Origin of the sequence: Promicromonospora sp. NPDC019610 (assembly GCF_044389365.1) — a bacterium.
GTDB lineage: Bacteria > Actinomycetota > Actinomycetes > Actinomycetales > Cellulomonadaceae > Promicromonospora.
Map to the genome: position 1 here is coordinate 346,158 of NZ_JBIRXX010000003.1, position 18,136 is coordinate 364,293.

The 18,136-nt window shown below is 72.1% G+C and carries 13 protein-coding genes; 11 read left to right on the forward strand and 2 right to left on the reverse strand.

All coding sequences use genetic code 11. From position 1 onward, the window contains the following. Positions 1–145 precede the first annotated feature (145 nt). Positions 146–835: a M15 family metallopeptidase gene (locus ACH45N_RS22775; protein WP_397398158.1), complete on the forward strand. Its 690-nt coding sequence runs from the start codon at positions 146–148 to the stop codon at positions 833–835. Between the two features lie 44 nt (positions 836–879). Then, positions 880–1,494 (forward strand): DUF402 domain-containing protein, encoded by a 615-nt coding sequence (locus ACH45N_RS22780; protein WP_397398162.1) that lies wholly within the window; start codon positions 880–882, stop codon positions 1,492–1,494. 16 nt (positions 1,495–1,510) lie between these two features. Here the strand turns inward: ACH45N_RS22780 and ACH45N_RS22785 are convergent, their stop codons facing one another. Continuing rightward, a complete protein-coding gene (locus ACH45N_RS22785) occupies positions 1,511–2,023 on the reverse strand; it encodes a MarR family winged helix-turn-helix transcriptional regulator (RefSeq protein ID WP_397398164.1) in 513 nt (170 codons plus the stop codon). Between the two features lie 125 nt (positions 2,024–2,148). Here ACH45N_RS22785 and ACH45N_RS22790 point away from each other — a divergent pair, with 125 nt between their 5' ends. Continuing rightward, on the forward strand, positions 2,149–3,087 hold the full coding sequence (locus tag ACH45N_RS22790; RefSeq protein ID WP_397398166.1) for an NADP-dependent oxidoreductase: 939 nt from the start codon (positions 2,149–2,151) through the stop codon (positions 3,085–3,087). Positions 3,088–3,218: 131 nt separating this feature from the next. Here ACH45N_RS22790 and ACH45N_RS22795 read toward each other — a convergent pair whose 3' ends face one another. Then, the gene (locus tag ACH45N_RS22795; protein ID WP_397398168.1) at positions 3,219–4,022 is read right to left on the reverse strand and encodes an IclR family transcriptional regulator; all 804 of its coding nucleotides are present in this window, start codon (positions 4,020–4,022) and stop codon (positions 3,219–3,221) included. 197 nt (positions 4,023–4,219) lie between these two features. On the opposite strand from ACH45N_RS22795, the gene kduI reads away from it, so the two are divergent. From kduI to ACH45N_RS22835, 8 genes are all read left to right on the forward strand, one after another. After that, a complete protein-coding gene (gene kduI / locus ACH45N_RS22800; RefSeq protein ID WP_397398170.1) occupies positions 4,220–5,038 on the forward strand; it encodes a 5-dehydro-4-deoxy-D-glucuronate isomerase in 819 nt (272 codons plus the stop codon). Further along, positions 5,035–5,826 (forward strand): 2-dehydro-3-deoxy-D-gluconate 5-dehydrogenase KduD, encoded by a 792-nt coding sequence (kduD, locus tag ACH45N_RS22805; protein WP_397398172.1) that lies wholly within the window; start codon positions 5,035–5,037, stop codon positions 5,824–5,826. The genes kduI and kduD overlap by 4 nt, the downstream gene beginning before the upstream one ends. A gap of 65 nt (positions 5,827–5,891) precedes the next feature. Next, complete coding sequence (locus ACH45N_RS22810; protein WP_397398174.1) at positions 5,892–6,992, forward strand: sugar ABC transporter substrate-binding protein; 1,101 nt, start codon at positions 5,892–5,894, stop codon at positions 6,990–6,992. Between the two features lie 2 nt (positions 6,993–6,994). Further along, positions 6,995–8,008, forward strand: a complete 1,014-nt coding sequence (locus tag ACH45N_RS22815) for an ABC transporter permease (protein ID WP_377230743.1) — start codon at positions 6,995–6,997, stop codon at positions 8,006–8,008. Further along, on the forward strand, positions 8,005–9,567 hold the full coding sequence (locus ACH45N_RS22820) for a sugar ABC transporter ATP-binding protein (protein WP_397398176.1): 1,563 nt from the start codon (positions 8,005–8,007) through the stop codon (positions 9,565–9,567). The genes ACH45N_RS22815 and ACH45N_RS22820 overlap by 4 nt, the downstream gene beginning before the upstream one ends. Before the next feature lie 2 nt (positions 9,568–9,569). Beyond that, a complete protein-coding gene (locus ACH45N_RS22825) occupies positions 9,570–10,574 on the forward strand; it encodes an ABC transporter permease (protein WP_397398178.1) in 1,005 nt (334 codons plus the stop codon). 59 nt (positions 10,575–10,633) lie between these two features. After that, entirely contained in the window at positions 10,634–12,124 is a 1,491-nt protein-coding gene (locus tag ACH45N_RS22830) for an aldehyde dehydrogenase family protein (RefSeq protein WP_397398180.1), read from the forward strand. 166 nt (positions 12,125–12,290) lie between these two features. After that, the gene (locus tag ACH45N_RS22835) at positions 12,291–18,044 is read left to right on the forward strand and encodes a LamG-like jellyroll fold domain-containing protein (protein ID WP_397398183.1); all 5,754 of its coding nucleotides are present in this window, start codon (positions 12,291–12,293) and stop codon (positions 18,042–18,044) included. Positions 18,045–18,136: the final 92 nt, after the last annotated feature.

Here is an 18,136-nt window from a genome sequence, read left to right on the forward strand (position 1 = left end):
ACCCATGGCAACACCGACGCGAGCGCGCTCCCGGCGGGGCCGGCACCGCAAGGGCCGGCACTCCGCCGCGCCGAGCGGTGCAGGGTCCACGGTCACGAGGCGGTGGCCGTTGAAGCTCGGGGTGGGGGTCACTCTCGTCGCCACCATGTCGGTCACCGTGGCGACCGCGGGCGGGCCGGGAGGTGACGCGCGCGACCAGCCGGGAGCCGCCGTCGCGCTCACCGGCCCCTCGGCCGACGCGGTCGACGCGGCGCGGGGCCGGGACGGCGGCGCATCGCGCAGCCAGGAGCGCGCACCGCGCAGCGCGACCGACGCCGGCATCACCGTTCCCCAGGACGCCACGATGCCCGGCGGGGACAGCGCGCCCGTAGAGGTCGAGGCCCCGCCCGTCCTCCCGGGCTGCGACGGGGAGGCGACGGGCGCCGGACTCAACGGCCAGGTGCCCGCCGACGAGCTGTGCGATCTCTGGGACGGTTACCCGCCGGTCCGTGCCGATGCCGCCGTCGCGCTGGCCCGGCTGAACCAGGCCTACACCGAGCAGTTCGGCGAGGCGCTGTGCCTCACCGACGGCTACCGCAGCTACGCGCAGCAGGTCACCGCGAAGGCGCAGAAGCCGACGCTGACGGCGACGCCGGGCCGGTCCAACCACGGGTGGGGCCTGGCCGTCGACATCTGCGCCGACAGCTACGCCGGCGAGCGCTGGGACTGGCTCAAGGCCAACGGACCGGAGCACGGCTGGGACAACCCGGGCTGGGCGCAGGCCGGAGGATCGGGGCCGTACGAACCGTGGCACTGGGAGTTCACGGAGGCCGTCGCGCAGGTCGGCGGTCACTAGGGTCGGGGGTCAACGGTCCTCGGCGATTTCCAAAGGGGGCAGCGATGACCGTCCGAGATCTCGACTTCCATCCCGACGAGGGCTATGTCCGCTGCTTTCGCGTGCCGGACCCCGGCGTCCTTGTGAACGACGCCGGCAGGTACGTGCGCCAGAGCCTGGAACCGCTGGATCTCGGGGATGTGGGCGACAAGCTCGTCCTGCGGCACCTCGCCTTCTCGACCGAGTGGTTCAAGATCAACGCGACGTACGACCTGGCCGGCGACCTGAGGGAGACGCGGCCGCCCGACGGTGTGCCGTTCGCGCTCAACTGCGACATCGCGACCCCGATGGTCCGGGTCGGCGGCGACGTCTCGGCGGTCGACCTCTTCCTCGACGTGCTCGTCGGGCTGGACGGCACCCACCGGGTGGTCGACGAGGACGAGTTCGTGCACGCGTCGGCGTCCGGCCTGATCTCGCCGGCGGAGGCGCGCGGCGCGGAGCGCGGCCTCGCACGGCTGCTGGACTGGCTGCGGACGGGACGGCTCCACGAGCTGCTCGACGACGTGTCGTTCGCTCCGGTGACGACGGCGCCGGAGCCGCTGCCGGTCGCACGGACGCCCCTGAGCGAGGTCCCGTCGGTGTCCCCGGGGATCCGCCCGAGCTGGTCGGGGACCGAGTAGGCGGCGACGCCCGGACCTAGTCCGCCGCGGCCGCCTTCTTCCGCCGCCGCGCCCCCGCCGACCGCGGCGGCGTCTGTCGCATGTGGTCCCGCGCGCGGCCGAGGATGTCGGCGAGCGTCTCGATGTCGGCGCGCGACAGCGGGGCGAACAGCAGGTCGTCGAGCGTGGCGACGTGCCCGGGGAAGACGTCCGCGAGGACGGCCCGCCCCTCGTCGGTGATCGTGACGGTGACGCCGCGCTCGTCGTCCGAGGACTGTGACCGGGTCACGAGGCCCCGCTTCTCCAGCGTCTGGGCCTGGTAGGTGAGCCCGCTGCGGCTGTAGACGACGCCGTCGGCCAGATCGGTCATCCGCCGGCTGCCCGTCGGGGAGTCCCCGAGGGTCGCGAGGAGCTGGAACTGCACGTAGCTCAGGTCCCCGACGTCCCGCAGCTGCTGCTCGACGGAGTGCTTCAGCAGGCTGCTCGCCTCGATGAGGGCGAAGTACGCGCCCAGCTGCGTGGCGTCCAGGGGCGGCGGGGTCGAGGTCACGTCCCCAGCCTAGCCACGGGCCGAGAATGCTTCCAACTCGAAACACTTGCTTCGAATTTGAAGCGGTGCTAGCGTGCTCAGCAGTTGCTTCGAATCCGAAGCATGTGACCGAAGGGAACGACATCATGAAGGCAGTTCGGTTCCACGAGACGGGCTCCGCCGAGGTTCTGCGCTACGAGGACGCCGACCAGCCGGTCCCCGGCGCCGGCGAGGTGCGCGTCCAGGTCGCCGGCTCGGCGTTCAACCCGGCAGACGGCGGCATCCGCGGCGGCTTCCTGCCGTTCCCGGTGACGCTGCCGCACGTGCCGGGCTACGACGTCTCGGGCACGGTCGACGCGCTCGGCGACGGCGTGGAGGGTCTCGCCCTGGGTCAGGACGTCGTCGGGTTCATCCCGATGATCGCCGACGGCTCCGCGGCGCAGTACGTCGTCGCCCCCGCGGCCGACCTGGTGGCGGCCCCGACGAGCATTCCGCTGCCCGACGCCGCCGGGCTGCCGTCGGTGGGGCTCACCGCCTCGCAGGCGCTGTTCGAGGCCGGCGGCCTCCAGGCCGGTCAGCGGCTGCTGATCAACGGCGCCGGCGGCCCGGTGGGCGGGTACGCCGTGCAGCTCGCCAAGCGCGCCGGCGCGTACGTCGTCGCCACCGCGAGCCCGCGTAGCGAGCAGGCCGTCAAGGCGGCCGGCGCGGACGAGATCGTCGACCACACCACCACCTCGGTGCTCGACGCGGTGACCGAGCCGGTCGACGTGCTGCTCAACCTGGCCCCGATCACCGCCGAGGGGTTCGCCGACCTGGCCGCCCGGGTCCGCGACGGCGGCGTCGTCGTCTCGACCACGCCGAGGGTGCAGACGCCCGGCGACGAGGCGCGCGGCGTGCGCGCCGTCACGGTCTTCCTGCACCCGGACGCCGACGTGCTCGCGGGCCTGGTCGCGCTCGTCGACAGCGGCGACCTGCACGTGGAGATCGCGCGGCGCGTGCCGCTGAGCGAGCTGCCGGAGATCCACCGGCAGGCCGACGCCGGGCAGGTGCACGGCAAGGTCGTGGCGGTCCCGCCCGCCGTCTGAAAGGCCGGAGACCCCCAGCACCTTTGAGGCCCGGGTTTCTTCGCTTTGACCAGTGTCAAAGCGAAGAAACCCGGGCCTCAAAGGTGCTCGGCGAGTCTCCCTGTGTGCGGGGATGCGTCCGGGTCGGACCCTCAGCGCACCATGCTGTTCTCGTGCACGGCCGCGAGCCGCGACCGCACGCTGAGCAGGGTCTCGATGATGAGGTCCTCGCGCCCGTCGCCGAGCCGGCTGATCGGCACCGCGACGCTCATCGCGTCCACGGCGTGGTGGCCGAAGGGGAGCGCGACGCCGAAGCAGCGCACGCCCATGCACGACTCCTCGCTCTCGGTCGCGTAGCCCTGGTAGGCCGCACGGTCGATGATCTCCAGCACGGCCTCCTTCTCGGTGGTCGTGTTCGGCGTGATCGCGGCGATCGACTCGGGCACCAGGTCGCGGCGGGCCTCGGCCGGCATCTCGGCCAGCAGGGCGCGCCCCAGCGAGGTCGCGTAGGCCGGGAGGCGGCGTCCGACGGCGGAGTGCATGCGCAGCGGGTGCACGGACTCGCGCTTGGCGGTGTAGATGACGTCGGCGCCGTCGAGGCGGCCCAGGTGCACCGTCTCCTGGGTGGCGGCCGCCACCTCGTCGAGCACGGACTGGGCGCGGGCGAGCACGGGGTCGCCGTCCAGGTAGGCCGAGCTGACGACCAGGGAGTGGATGCCGAGCTGGTAGACGCTCCCCGTGGGGTCCGTCTGCAGCCAGCCGCGCTCGGTCATGGTCCGCAGCAGCGCGTGGAGGCTGCTCTTGGGGATGTTGAGGCGGTTCGAGAGCTGCAGCTGAGTTCCGGGGCCGCGGGCGGCGATGTCGTCCAGCAGGTCCAGGGCGCGGGCGGCCGACTTCACCGGCCCCGCGTCGGCGGCGCCGTTCGTCCCCGTCTTGAACTCCTTCTGAAGCTGCATGAACTCTCCTCTGGTCCTACCACGGTGCACCGGGCCCTCCCCGGGGGTGAATACAACGCTACCGCGAGTTCGCATACATGGACAGGTTTCCGCCCCTTGACCCGTGAGCCGGATCACGTCTATCTTCAGACCAGTTCACATAGACGAACGCAGTTCACAGACGAACGCGATTCGCAGACCGACCGAGGGGCAGCTACGTGATCCAGGTTCGATACTCGACATCTCCGTCCAGCGCGGAGACGGCCACCACAGCGGACCTGCGGGAGAACTTCCTCGTCCCCGACCTCTTCGTGAGCGGCGAGGTCAACGGCACCTACACCCACGACGACCGGCTGGTCATCGGTGGCGCCGTCCCCGCCACCGCCGAGCTCGCGCTGCCGGCCTGGTCCGACGTGCTGGGCACCGAGTCCCACCTGGAGGGCCGGGAGCTGGGCATCATCAACGTCGGGGCGGCCGGGCACGTCGTCGTCGACGACGAGAAGTACGAGCTCGAGCACCTCGACGGCCTCTTCGTGGGCCGGGGGAGCGAGGTGTCGTTCGGCGGCGCCGACGCCGCCTTCTACTTCGTGTCCGCCCCGGCGCACGCGACCTACCCGACCACGGCACTCAGCCACAACGAGGTGGAGCCGGTCGCACTGGGCTCGGCCGACGCGGCCAACGAGCGCAGCCTCTTTCGCTACGTCTGGGGCCAGGACGTCAAGACCTCGCAGCTCCAGTTCGGCGTGACGGTCATCGCCAGCGGTTCGGTCTGGAACACGTTCCCGCCCCACCTGCACGACCGGCGCACGGAGATCTACTGCTACGTCGACCTCGACGAGGAGGCCCGCGTCTTCCACTTCATGGGCAAGCCCGGTGCCACCCGGCACCTCGTGCTCCGCAACCGCGAGGCCGTCATCTCCCCGCCCTGGTCGGTCCACGCCGGGGCGGGCACGGGCTCGTACGCCTTCATCTGGGCGATGGCGGGCGAGAACAACGTCTACACCGACCTGAGCCCCGTCGCGCTGGAGGACCTGTGACGACCGGCCCGGCCGCCACGCCGACCGGCGAGGCGCGCTCGCCCTTCGACCTGCACGGCAGGTGCGCCGCGGTGACCGGGGCGGGGCGCGGCCTCGGCCGCGCGGTCGCGCTCGGCCTCGCCCGCGCTGGGGCCGACGTCGTGCTGCTGGGCCGGCCCGGCAACCAGGACGAGACGCGCGACCAGGTCCTCGCGCTCGGCGCGAAGGCCGACGTCGTGGACCTCGACGTGAGCGACCTGGACGCGGTCGAGCGGGTCGGCGCCGAGCTCACCGGCTCGCGGCAGATCGACATCGTGGTCAACAACGCCGGGATCATCGACCGCGAGGACTCCGTGGCCGTCAGCCGCGACTCCTGGCAGCGCGTGCTCGACGTCAACCTCAACGGGCTCTTCTTCCTGACCCAGCAGCTCGGCCGGCCGATGGTCGAGCGTGGCCACGGCAAGATCGTCAGCATCGCCAGCCTGCTGTCCTTCCAGGGCGGCCTGCGGGTGGTGTCCTACGCGGCCAGCAAGCACGCCGTCGCCGGGGTGACCAAGGCGCTGGCCAACGAGTGGGGGCCGCACGGCGTCCGGGTCAACGCGATCGCGCCGGGCTACATGGTCACCGACAACACCACCGCGCTCCGCGACGACGCGGACCGCTCACGCTCCATCCTCGAACGGATCCCGGCCGGCCGCTGGGGCACGGCCGAGGACGTCGCCGGAGCGGCCGTCTTCCTCAGCTCACCGGCTGCCGACTACGTCAACGGCCACGTCCTGGCCGTCGACGGAGGCTGGCTGGCCCGCTGAGCCCGTCCCTCCCACACCAGTTTCACCGCCGGACACCGGCACCGAACGAAATCGAGGAAACGACAATGAAGTTCACCTCTCGACACACCGCCGCTCGAGGCACGGCCGCCGTCCTCGGCGTCGCCCTGGCGGCCGCCGCGCTCACGGGCTGCACCGAGACGGCCGCCGGGGACGGCGGCACCGCCGAGGGCGGCGCCGCCTGCGACCCCGCCGACGTCACCCTGGTGGGCCAGGTGCGCAACGAGTCCAACCCCTACGAGGCCTCGTGGCTCGACGGCGGCGACGCCTTCGCCGAGCAGGTCGGCCTCACCCAGGAGCGGCTCACCTACGACGGCGACTCGACGCGTCAGCAGGAGCAGATCAGCCAGCTCCTCGCCGGCGACACCGAGTGCCTCGTCATGAACATCCTGCCCAACGGCGACTCCGACACCCCGCCCATCGTCGAGGGCGCCGAGGAGGCCGGCGCCTTCCTGGTCACCCAGTGGAACAAGCCGGCCGACCTGAACGTCACCGACTACGACCAGTGGCTCTCGCACATCACGTACAACGGCGTGGAGTCCGGCAAGCAGATCGGCGACGCGCTGTCCGAGGCCATCGGCGGCTCGGGCGGCATCGTCGCGCTCCAGGGCATCCTGGACACCGGCGCCGCCAAGGACCGGTTCGCCGGGCTCGAGGAGTCGCTGGCCGCCAACCCGGACGTCGAGCTGCTCGACGACCAGACCGCCAACTTCTCCCGCGCGGAGGCGCTGGAGGTGACCAAGACGCTGCTCACCAAGCACGGTGACGACATCAAGGGCATCTGGGCCGCCAACGACGACATGGCGCTCGGCGCGCTGGAGGCACTCCAGCAGGCCGGCCGCGACGACGTGGCCGTGGTCGGCATCGACGCCGTGCCCGACGCGCTGACGGCGATCGAGGACGGCACCATGACGGCGACCGTCTCCAGCGACGGCCCGTGGCAGGGCGGCATCGGCCTGGCCATCGGCTACTGCGTGGCCACCGGCGAGCTCGCCGTCGAGGACATCGCCGACGAGGACCGCGCCTGGTTCGCCGAGCAGTTCCTCATCGAGCAGGACAACGTCGCCGACTTCGTCTCCCCGGAGACCGACGAGGCCGACTTCGCCTGCGACAACCTCTTCAGCCGGTCGCAGGGCGCGATCTCGTGACCATGGCACCCCCCGCCGAAGCCGACACCGACGTCGTGCACGCGCAACGCCCCCGGCCTCGGCGGGGGGTGTCCCTGCGGGACGCGGGACCGCCGGTGGCGCTCGTCGTCATCTTCGCGATCTTCGCGGTGCTCAGCCCCGGGTTCCGCACGCTCTCCAACGTGCAGAACGTGCTGGACGCCGCGGCGGTCCTCGCGGTCGTCACCATCGGCATCAGCTTCGTGCTGATGATGGGGTCGATCGACCTGTCCGCCCCCGGGATCATGGGCGCGTCCGCCATCACGGTCGCCCTCCTGGTCGCCAACAACCGCAACGACAACGACTGGGGGCTCCTCGGGGTCGCCGTGGCGGTCCTGCTGGCCGCCGCGCTCGGCTGCCTCAGCGGGCTCGCCCTGGTCGTGCTCAAGGTGCCGTCGTTCATGGCCACCCTCGGCGTCTCCGCCGTGGGCCTGGGCGTGGCCACGCTCCTGTTCGCGGGCGTCCAGCCCAACGTCACCGACCCGATGCTGGAGGGCTGGGCCGTGGACCGGTTCCTCGGCCTGGCCCACCTGACCTGGATCGCGCTCGCCTGCGTGGTCCTGGGCGCCCTGGTGCAGCGCTACTCGCGCCTGGGCCGGTACGCCTTCGCGATCGGCGGCGCCGAGGAGGTGCTGTCGCTCTCCGGCGTGCGGGTCGCGCCGTTCAAGGTGGCGGTCTTCACCATGGCGGGCGCGTTCTACGGCCTGGCCGGCGTGCTGGTCACCAGCCAGCTCGGCGCGGGCCTGGTCCAGGCGGGCAAGGGCTACGACTTCTCGGCCATCACGGCCGCCGTCGTCGGCGGCACCCTGCTCACCGGCGGACGCGGTGGCATCCTCCACTCCACGGTCGGCGTGCTGCTGGTGACCGTCCTGACCAACGGCCTCGTCCAGGTCGGGGTCAGCCCGTACTGGCAGGGCGGTGTCCAGGGCCTCATCGTCGTCGCGGCCGTCGCGGCCGCCGTCATCCCACAGCGTCGTAGGAACCAGGTGACCAAGTGACAACGAACCTGCGGACAGAGTCCGCGCCCCGCGTGCCGGAGCCCCGGCACGCCCTCGAGGTGCGAGGGCTCGTCAAGCACTACCCGGGCGTCAAGGCCCTCGACGGCGTGGACCTCGTGGTGCGCCAGAACGAGGTGCTCGGCCTGGCCGGCGAGAACGGCGCGGGCAAGTCCACGCTGCTCAAGGCGCTGGTCGGGCTCGTGCGGCCGGACGACGGCGAGATCTGGGTGCGCGGCGAGAAGGTGCGCCTGCGCAGCGTCGTCGACGCCGCCGACCATGGCATCGGCATGGTGTTCCAGGAGCAGTCGCTGGTGCCCAACCTGACCGCCGCCGAGAACATCGTGCTCGGCAGCGAGGGTCCCGGCGTGCGCCGCGGCATCTACCGCTGGGGCACGATGCGCCGGCTCGCGCAGGAGCAGCTCGACAAGATCGGGTCGCACATCGACCCCCTCGCGCGCACCGACACCCTGAGCTTCGCCGACCGACAGATGGTCGAGATCGCCAAGGTGCTCCGCATCGAGGAGCGCACCTCGCACCCGCCGGTGATCATCCTCGACGAGCCCACCTCCGTGCTGGAGTCCAAGGAGATCGAGACCCTCTTCACGCAGGTGCGGCGGCTGCGCGAGTTCGCGTCCGTCGTCTTCGTCTCGCACCGGCTCGACGAGGTGCTCGACGTCTGCGACCGGGTCGCCGTGCTGCGCGGCGGCCAGTCGGTGGGCGAGGTGCCCGCCGCGGGCGCGGCCCCGGCCGAGCTGCACCGCATGATGATCGGCTCGACCGGCTCCGACGACCACTACCACGACGGCGCCGCCGAGCGGTCCGCGGAGCCCCGCCGGCCCCGGCTCGAGGTGCGCGGCCTGTCCGGCCGGACGTTCCAGGGCGTCGACCTCGACGTCCACGCCGGCGAGATCGTCGGCATCGTCGGCGTGCACGGCTCCGGCCGCGAGGACGTGTGCCGGGCGCTGTTCGGCGCGGAGCCCACCACCGCCGGCGAGGTGGTGCTCGACGGCAAGCGGCTCGACCTGTCCGGCACCCGCGCGGCCTGCGCCGCCGGCATCGGGTACGTCCCGGCCGAGCGCAAGACCGAGGGCATGGTCGGGCCGATGTCGGTGGCCGACAACATGACGCTCACCAAGCAGCAGGCCCGCTGCACCGGACCCGTCGTCCGGCCGCGCAAGCAGGCGACGCTGGTGGACACGTGGATCGACCGGCTCTCGATCCGCACCCCGCACCGGGGCACCGCGATCCAGCGGCTGTCGGGCGGCAACCAGCAGAAGGTCGTCCTGGCCCGCTGGCTGGTGGCCGGCGACGTCCGGCTGCTGCTGCTCGACCACCCCACGCGCGGCCTCGACGTCGGGGCGCGCTCGGAGGTGTACCGGCTCATGCGTGAGCTCGCCAACAGCGGCGTGGCCACCGTGCTGCTGGCCGACAGCCTCGAGGAGGCGATCGGCATGTCCGACCGGATCATCGTGATGAGCGACGGCCGCGCGACCACGGAGGTCGCCGCTCCCGCGGGGAGCAAGCCGACCCCGCTCGACCTCGTCAAGGAGATGGTCTGAGCATGTCCACGCCCGTCCTCACCCAGCCGGCCCCCGGGCCCGCCTCCGAGCCCGCAGCCACGGTCCGGCCGACCACGGCCCAGCGGCTCACGTCGTTCATGCCGGTCATCGCGCTCGTCGTGCTCCTGGCGGCGCTCACCATCGCCGACCCGAGCTTCCTGACCGCCAGCAGCCTCACGGCGGCGGTCCGCACCTCGGCGCCGCTCGTCGTGCTCGCCGCCGGCGCCACCCTGGTGGTCCTGTGCGGCGGCATCGACCTGTCGATCGCCGCGCTGTGCTCCCTGGCGACGGTCTTCTTCGCGCTGTGGCTGCCCGACCTCGGCGGGCTCACCACCCTGGCGATCATCGCGGCCACCGGCGCGATCGGCGCGCTCCAGGGCGTCGCCCACGTGCTGCTGCGCATCCCGTCGTTCATCGTCACGCTCGGCGGCATGAGCATCTTCACCGCGATCGCCCTGGTGATCTCGGACGCCGGCCCGATCCGGGTGGTCGACCGGGACGCCACCCACTGGCTCACGCTCTACGTGGCCGGCGTGGTGCCGATGTCGTTCTTCGTCGCGCTGCTCGTCGTGGTGGTGGTCTCCCTGGTGCTCCGGTTCACGCCGCTCGACGCCTGGATCCGCGCCACCGGCTACTCCGAGTCGGCGGCCCGCCTGGGCGGCGCGCCGGTCGACCTGGTCAAGGTCGGCGCGTTCACGCTCTCCGGCGCCTGCGCGGGCCTGGCCGCCGTCATGCTGGTCTCCCGCAACTTCAGCGGCAGCCCGACCATGGCGGACAACCTGCTGCTGCCCGCGGTGGCCGCCATCGTGGTGGGCGGCACCGCGATCACCGGCGGCCACGGCTCGCTCTGGCGCAGCCTCGCCGGGGCGCTCGTGGTGACGCTGCTGCGTGTGGGGCTGCCGATCGTCGGCGTGCCGTCGGCCTACGAGCAGATCCTCTACGGCGCGATCATCGTCGCCGCCGTCGCGCTCACCCTCGACCGGTCGAAGGTGCTGATCATCAAGTAGCCGCGGCCGACCTCGCCCCGAACCACCTCCTGAGAACCCGACACCCCGGAAGGCTCCCCATGTCCGAGAACTCCCTTCTTCTGCCCGCCGTCTCCTCGTTCCTGTCCTCGCCCAAGCAGCTGCTGATCGACGGCGAGTGGGTCGACTCGAAGGACGGCAAGACCTTCGCCACGGTGAATCCCGCGACCGAGGAGGTCCTGGTCCAGGTGGCCCAGGCGTCCGCGGTCGACGCCGACCGGGCGGTCACCGCCGCCCGCAACGCCTTTGAGCAGGGTTCGCCGTGGTCGCGCATGACGCCGCGCGACCGCTCGCACCTGTTGTGGCGCATCGGCGACATGATCGACGAGCGCGCCGAGGAGTTCGCCCAGCTCGAGTCGCTCGACAACGGGAAGAGCCTCGCGTCCGCCCGGGGCGACGTCGGCGTGGCCGCCGAGCTGTTCCGGTACTTCGCGGGCTGGGCCACCAAGATGGAGGGCACGACCATCCCGATGTCGGTGCCCGGCCGGGACTTCCACGCCTACACGCGCCGCGAGGCGATCGGCGTCGTCGCCGGCATCGTGCCCTGGAACTTCCCGCTCACGATGGCCGCGTTCAAGATCATCCCGTCGATCACGGCGGGCAACACCGTGGTGCTCAAGCCGGCTGAGCAGACGCCGCTCACGGCGCTCCGGCTCGGCGAGCTGCTGCTGGAGGCGGGCCTCCCGGCCGGCGTCGTCAACGTGCTGCCCGGGTTCGGGGACGCGGGCGCCGCCCTGGTCGACCACGCCGGCGTGGACAAGGTCGCCTTCACCGGCAGCACCGAGGTGGGCAAGAAGATCGCCGCGGGCGCCTCGAAGAACCTCAAGAAGGTGTCGCTGGAGCTCGGCGGCAAGGCGCCCAACATCATCTTCGCTGACGCCGACCTCGACGCCGCGATCGCCGGCGCCGCCCTGGCGGGGTACTTCAACGAGGGCCAGTGCTGCGTCAACGGCTCGCGCCTGTACGTGCAGCGCGAGGTGTTCGACCAGGTCATCGAGGGTGTGGCCGCGGCCGCCAAGGCCATCCGGGTGGGCGACGCGTTCGACCCGACCACCACGATGGGGCCGCTGGTCTCGCAGGAGCAGCACGAGAAGGTCATGGGCTACGTGCGGGGCGCGGTCGCCGACGGCGCCACGATCGCCGCGGGCAGCCCCGACCCGGCCGCGGACCGCGGCTACTTCTTCTCCCCGACGCTGATCACCGACGTCACCGAGCAGATGGCGGTCCAGACCGACGAGATCTTCGGGCCGGTCATCACCGCCATCCCGTTCGACAGCGAGGACGAGGTGGTCGCGGCGGCCAACAACACGGTCTACGGCCTGGCCGCGGGCGTGTGGTCGCGCGACCTGAGCACGGCCCACCGGGTCGGCGGCAAGCTCCGGGCCGGCACGGTCTGGCTCAACACCTGGCACGCGGACGACGTCACCCTCCCGCGGGGCGGCTTCAAGCAGTCCGGCTGGGGCCGCGAGCTGGGCTCGTTCGGGCTGGACGACTACACGGAGCTCAAGACGGTCATCGCCGAGCTGCGCTGACCGGGCACCCGAGGGCACCCCGTTCCAGGGGGCACCACATGTTCAGGGGGCACTGAACGCAAGACGCACCACCGGAGAGCAGCTCCGGGGCGGCCGACCCCGTGCGGGGATCGGCCGTCCCGGCCTGCCCTCCTGTCCATCAACCACGTGCGAAAAGGGATCAACGATGAACCTGTTACGCAGACCTGACCGGCGCCATCACGCGCGTCGCTCCCGCCGGGCACGCCTGGCGGCCGTGCTCGCCGCCTCCCTGGCGGTCGTGCCCTTCCTGGGCGGCGTCGCCCAGGCCGCCCCCGCGGCGACCGCCCCCGCGCAGACCGCGCCCGGCTCCGTCGACGACGGCGTGCTGCGCGTCCTGCTGTTCTACAAGTCCAACTTCCACGCCTCCCACGTCCAGGCCCGCCAGGCCATCCGCGACCTGGTCGCCGACCTGGGCGTCGAGTACGGGCAGCCGGTCGAGATCCAGGAGACCGACGACCCGGCCGCGTTCACCACGGCGAACCTCGCGACCAAGGACACGATCGCGTTCGCCCAGACCGGCGGCGTGCTGTTCAACGTGGACCAGCGCGCCGCGCTGGAGGCCTACATCCGCGGTGGCGGCGGCTACCTGGGCCTGCACTACGCGGGCTGGTCCGTCGGCCAGAGCGAGCACGACGTGAACCCGTTCTACGCCCGGCTCGTGGGCGCGGCGTCCGAGGGCCACCCGGAGAACCCCGCGGTGCGCCCGGGCCGCGTGGTGGTCAAGGACACCTCGCACCCGCTGACCCAGGGCCTGCCGGCCGAGTTCACGCGCAGCGACGAGTGGTACGACTGGCTGGTCAACCCGGCGCCCAACGTGCGCACGCTGCTCAACGCCGACGAGTCCTCGTACGGCGGGGGCAACAACGGCACGAACCACCCGATCACGTGGTGCCAGGAGATCGACTCCGGCCGCTCGTGGTACTCGGGGATGGGGCACGAGGGCACGGCGTACGCCGAGGCCCCGATCCGCACCCAGATCAAGAACGGCCTGGCCTACACGGCGGGCCTGCTGCCGGCCGACTGCTCCGCGCCGAACAAGGCCGAGCAGGGCGCCTGGAGCGGCGTCACGCCCTGGCCGCTGGTGCCGATCAACGCGGCGCTGACGTCCGACGGCAAGGTCCAGTCGTTCGGCAGCGTCTCGTCGGGCTGCACCGACAACACGCCCTACGACTTCTACGGCAACTCGTGCGTCACGCAGGGCGGCCAGATGGAGATCGACGTCTGGGACCCGGACGAGGAGCGCACGGCCGCCAACGTCAACGACGGCATCGTCACGAACTCCACGTACACCGACCTGTTCTGCTCGATGCAGGTCCAGATGCCGCACCGGCGGGCCACGATGACGGTCGGCGGTGACGACGGGCTGGGCGGCAACGCGCCCAACGACGCCGCGATCGGCGTCACCAGCTACACGACCAACCAGGGGCTGCGCAACGAGGCCCCGATGAACTACCCGCGCTGGTACCCGACGGGTACCACCCTGCCGGACGGCTCCGTCGTGGTGCAGGGCGGTAGCCTCAAGGGCGGCCCGGGCGGCCCCGGCGTGCTCACGCCGGAGATCTACACGCCGGACGAGGGCAGCTCCTGGAAGCTCCTGGAGGGCGCCACCAGCGCCGCGGCCTACGGCGACGGCGGCAACGGCAACGGGCCCGACGAGAACCGCTGGTGGTACCCGCGCGCGTTCGTCGCGCCGGGCAACGGCAACGTCTTCAACATCACCGGCACCCAGATGTACGAGCTCGACCCCTCGGGCGACGGTGAGGTGACGCTCCGGGGCACCCTGCCGGCGAACATCGCGAACCAGGGCAACCTCGGCAACCCGGTCGGCGCCACGTCCACCGCGACGATGTACCGGCCCGGCAAGATCCTCCAGGTCGGCGGCGGCTGGTGGGCCAACGGCGGCGGTCCGGACGGCGCCCGCGCCGGCTTCACCGTCGACATCACCGGCGGCACCGACGCGCCCGTGGTCGAGGCGACCGAGCCGATGCAGTACGCCCGGCACTGGGCCACGTCGACGGTGCTGCCCGACGGCGACGTGATCGTCACCGGCGGCTCGCGCGACAACAACGGCAACGGCGGCTACGTCACCACCGCCGAGATCTGGGACCCGGACACGGGCGAGTGGACCACGATCGACGTGCCCTACGAGCACGCCCGGCTGTACCACTCGACCGCCCTGCTCCTGCCCGACGGCCGCCTGATGGTGGGCGGCGGCGGCACGCCGGGTCCGCGCAACTACACGGACGTCGAGTTCTACTCGCCGTCGTACCTGTTCGACGGCGACGAGCCCGCGGTGCGCCCGGAGGTCACGGGCGTGCCGGAGAAGGTCGGCTACGACGGCACGTTCGACGTGCAGGCCGACGTCGACGTCTCGCGGGTCACCCTGGTCCGCAACGGCTCGGTGACGCACGGGTTCAACAACGACCAGAACTTCCAGGACCTGGCGTTCGCCCAGAACGGTGACACCCTCACCGTCGAGAGCCCGGTCGACGGCACGTACGCCCCGCCCGGCGCATACATGCTCTTCGTCTTCGACGAGGACGGCACGCCGTCGGTGGCCGACATCTTCCAGATCGACCCCGAGGTCGAGATGGACTCCCCGGCCCCGCACCTGGTCGACCAGCTCGAGTACCCCCGCCTGCCCGCCGAGTGGCGTTCCGCCAACCCGCCGGCCGTCGTGGACGTCGAGCCGGGCAACGGCCGGATGTCCCCGTGGGAGGTCGACAGCGAGGTCCAGCTCGTCCGCGCCGCCGCGCCCAGCCAGGGCGGCCTCGGCCTGACCGGCTACCACCTCGCCGTGGGCAGCGAGGGCAGCCTGACCCGCACGGTCAAGGGTCTCGACCCGGGCCGCGAGTACCGGGTCTCGCTGCGGTACGCCCGCGACAGCCGGTCCGCCGGCACGGCACCCGGCACCGCCGACCTCTCGGTCGGCGACCTGTCGACCACGCTGTCGGCGGGCACGGACCTGTCGTCGCAGAGCAGGTTCGGCACCTACGCCGGGACCTTCGTCGCCGGGGCACGGTCGCAGGACCTGACCCTCACCGCCGGGGACTCCGGCGCGGGCGTCATGATCGACGACCTGGTGATCGTGGGTTCCGACGCCGGCGCCTCCGACGTCCCGGTGCACTACGCGTTCGAGGAGGGCTCCGGTACCCGGGCCGCCAACTCCGGCACGGACGGGTCCGTGGGTGCTGCCACGCTCACGGGGACCACCGGCTGGAGCGAGGACGGCGTGTTCGGCGACGCCCTCGACCTCAGCGGCGGCAGCAACGCCAACGCGGTGGACCTGCCGGACAACCTGCTCCAGGGCGAGGAGAGCTTCACCACCTCGTTCTGGGTGCGGCCCGACACCACGACGAACTGGACAGGTCTGTTCCACGTCGGCGACGGGCTCGGGGACGCGGGCAGCTTCTTCCAGATCCAGATGCAGACCAACGCCGCCGGGGCCACCGGGCTCGCGGCGACGTTCAAGGCCAAGGGCGCCGCGCTGCAGGAACGGGTCTACGCCACCCCCACCCGGGACGTGGCGGCGAACGAGTGGAACCACGTCGCGTTCACCCGGCAGGGTGCTACCGGCACGCTCTACCTCAACGGTGAGCCCATCGCGTCCCGCGACAACCTGACGATCGACATGACCGACGTCGGGCCGACGGCCAACAACTGGCTGGGGCGCAACGGCTTCCCGGACCCGGCCTACGACGGCCTCATGGACGACGTGCGGGTCTACACCTCGGCGCTCGGTGACGACGCCGTGGCCGCCCTGTACGCCGACGGCAGCGCGCTCGCCACGACCACCACGGTCACGGTCGAGCCGGGCTCGCCGTCGCCGTTCGGCGCACCGGTCACCGTCTCGGGCGCCTTCGCGGCCGCGAGCGGCGGGGCCCCCTCGGGCGTCGCCGAGCTGTGGGTCGACGGCGCCCGCGTGGGCGGGCAGGTCGACGTCGTCGCCGGCGCGGTGGAGTTCACGGACGTGGCGCTCTCCCCGGGCGACCACGACGTGCAGATCCGCTTCCTCGCCGACGACGGGTGGCGCGACTCCGCGCAGACCGTGGAGCACACGGTCGAGCGGCCGCCGCCCGGCGAGGGCACGCCGATCCACTACACCTTCGACGAGGGTCAGGGATCGACGGCGGCCAACACCGGTCTGGACAGCTCGGTCGGGGCGGCGACGCTCACCGGGTCCACCGGCTGGTCCGGTGCCGGGAAGTTCGGCGGGGCGGTCAACCTGCCCGGCGGTGCGTCGGGCACGGGCAACCAGGTCGAGCTGCCGGACAACATCGAGGCCGGGATGGAGGACGAGTTCAGTGTCTCGATCTGGGCCCGTCCGGACGCCCTGCCCACGTGGGTGCCGCTGCTGCAGATCGGCAGCAGCACCGACACGTTCTTCCTGCTCCAGTCCAACACCCAGACCAGCGGGGCCACCGGCTTCGCGGCGACGTTCAAGGCGCCGGGCACCCCGGGCAGCGCCCAGGAGCGTCTGGTCCTGGGCCAGGGCAACGACCTGCCGCTGAACGAGTGGACGCACGTCGTGTTCACCCAGAGCGGCTCGGTCGGGAAGATCTACTTCGACGGCGAGCTCCAGGCCACGCGCAACGACTTCACCGTCACCATCGGTGACGTCGGGGTGGGCGGCCAGACGACGACCAACCTCATCGGCGGGACCAGCTGGCCGGACGGCCGCTGGGACGGCCTGGTCGACGACTTCCGGATGTTCGGGTACGAGCTGACCGCCGAGCAGGTGGGCGACCTCCACGCCGGGACGGCGTCGAACACGGCCCCCGTGGGTGCCGCCGACGCCTACGGCACCGTCGAGGACGAGGTTCTGGAGGTGGCGGCGCCGGGTCTCCTGGCGAACGACACCGACATCGACGGCGACGACCTGACCGCGACCGGGCTCTCCCAGCCGGCCCACGGCGACGTCGTCCTGCGGGCGGACGGGTCCTTCACCTACACGCCCGACAGCGGGTGGTTCGGGACGGACACGTTCACCTACCAGGCCTCCGACGGCGCGGCGACGTCCGCGGCGACGACGGTGACCATCACGGTGGAGGAGGGCGAGCAGCCCGCCAACACGGCTCCGGAGGCGGGCGACGACGCGTACTCGGCCGTGGGCGGTCAGCCGCTTACCCTCCCGGCGCCGGGTGTCCTGGCCAACGACACCGACGCCGACGGGAACGTCCTGACCGCGACCGCGGTGACCCAGCCGGCCAACGGCCGGGTCACCCTGGAGGCGGACGGGTCTTTCACCTACACCTCCGACGACGGGTTCTCCGGCAAGGACGTGTTCACCTACAAGGCCTCCGACGGCACGGCGACGTCCGCCGCGGCCACGGTGACCCTCACGGTGAAGTCGCCGACGGTGACGGCGGTGGCCGGTGTGGCCCTGCCCATCACCTACGGCACGGCGGGCACGGTCTCGGTGGCGGTCTCGCCGGACACGGCCACGGGCGGGGTCGAGCTGCTCGACGGGGACACCAGCCTCGCGACGGCCACGATCGCGGACGGGCGAGGAACCCTCGTCCTCCCGGCCAAGGGCCTGAAGCCTGGGGTGTACGACCTGACCCTGCGCTACGCGGGCGACGCCGACCACAAGGCCGCGACGTCCAAGGTCCGGGTCGTGGTCGACAAGGTGGTGCCCACCATGGAGATCACCGCGAAGAAGTCGGGCAAGAAGGTGGCCGTCGAGGTCGCCTTCACCGCCGCGAACGACGTCCCGGTGACGGGGCAGGTGCGCCTCGCGGTGCAGGACGGCCAGACCCTTCTCGGGACCATCCAGGACGGGAGCGCCCGGTTCGAGGTGGACCAGCCCAAGGGGAAGGACCTGACGCTGACGGCGTCCTACCTCGGCAGCGAGCTGGCACTCGCGGCGGAGACCAGGGTGACGCTCAGGGTGAAGTGAGAGAGGCCGGGCCCGGAGGACGTGTCCTCCGGGCCCGGCCCGAGATCCCCTTTGAGGCCCGGGTTTCTTCGCTCTGAGGTCGCTCAGAGCGA